This window comes from Pseudotamlana haliotis (assembly GCF_008806375.1).
Classification (GTDB): Bacteria; Bacteroidota; Bacteroidia; order Flavobacteriales; family Flavobacteriaceae; genus Pseudotamlana; species Pseudotamlana haliotis.
In genome coordinates this window covers 1-890 of record NZ_WAAT01000034.1, presented here as the reverse complement: position 1 = coordinate 890, position 890 = coordinate 1, and the positions used below count along the sequence as shown (strand labels likewise).

1 protein-coding gene is annotated in these 890 nt (G+C 31.9%); it reads left to right on the top strand.

Annotated features, from left to right (window positions below):
• Positions 1 to 62 precede the first annotated feature (62 nt).
• Positions 63 to 641: a hypothetical protein gene (locus F6U93_RS06195; protein WP_150937917.1), complete on the top strand. Its 579-nt coding sequence runs from the start codon at positions 63 to 65 to the stop codon at positions 639 to 641.
• Positions 642 to 890 lie beyond the last annotated feature (249 nt).

Genomic DNA, 890 nt, shown 5'->3' with positions numbered 1-890 from the left:
ATTACTTTTAATTCCCGTACTAACCATAGCCGAGACCGTTACCCACAAGCTGAAAAAAAATCGTGAAAGCAGAAAAGACATATTTAAAAGGAAAGTCAGTTTTTACCGTTTCGCTTCTTGTAATCGGAATTACAGTCTTGACTGTTTATCTGACTGGAGAAAATTATAACCGAAATGTAACAGCGAATTTATATCTGTCACTTTCAATAATTGGAATTACACTTTTTCTGTTTATGACATACGGACTTTATTATGGAATTGGATTAAAAGATAATTTTCCAAAATTTAGAGAATTTAAAACTGGAGATTTAATTGCTCAATCTGGAACTGCACCTGACTTGCCAAGTATCGAAGTTGGAGACGGAATTGGCGGATTGATTATGTCTATTTTACTCTGGATTGGAATGACAATTTTGATATTCGTACTCTTGATTTTATTAGAGGCATTTTTTTGGATTTCGATTTTTATAATTTTGGCAATGCTTTATTGGATTTTTTTTAGAGCTTTAAGACTTGTATTTTCTAAATCAAAAGACACAAAAGGAGATATCGGGATTTCTGCAATTTATTCGCTGACATATTCGGTTTTGTATTTAGGCTGGATTTTTGGAATTGTATATTTGACAGAAATATTACACTGAAAAAAGCCTGTGGGTAACAATGGCTATAATTAATACGGGTTTAGTGCTTAATCCAAAGTTTAGTGTATTTTTATTAAGTCCGCCAAAACTTTTGATTTGGCTTTAAAACAAAAAAGATAAAACAAAATAAAAAGTTTTGGCTAAGTGCTTAATCGAAAGTTCACTACTTTTAATTCCCGTACTAACCATAGCCGAGACCGTTGTACATAATTTTGACCCGTCCTGAATAAAGGCTACATAATTTTAAAC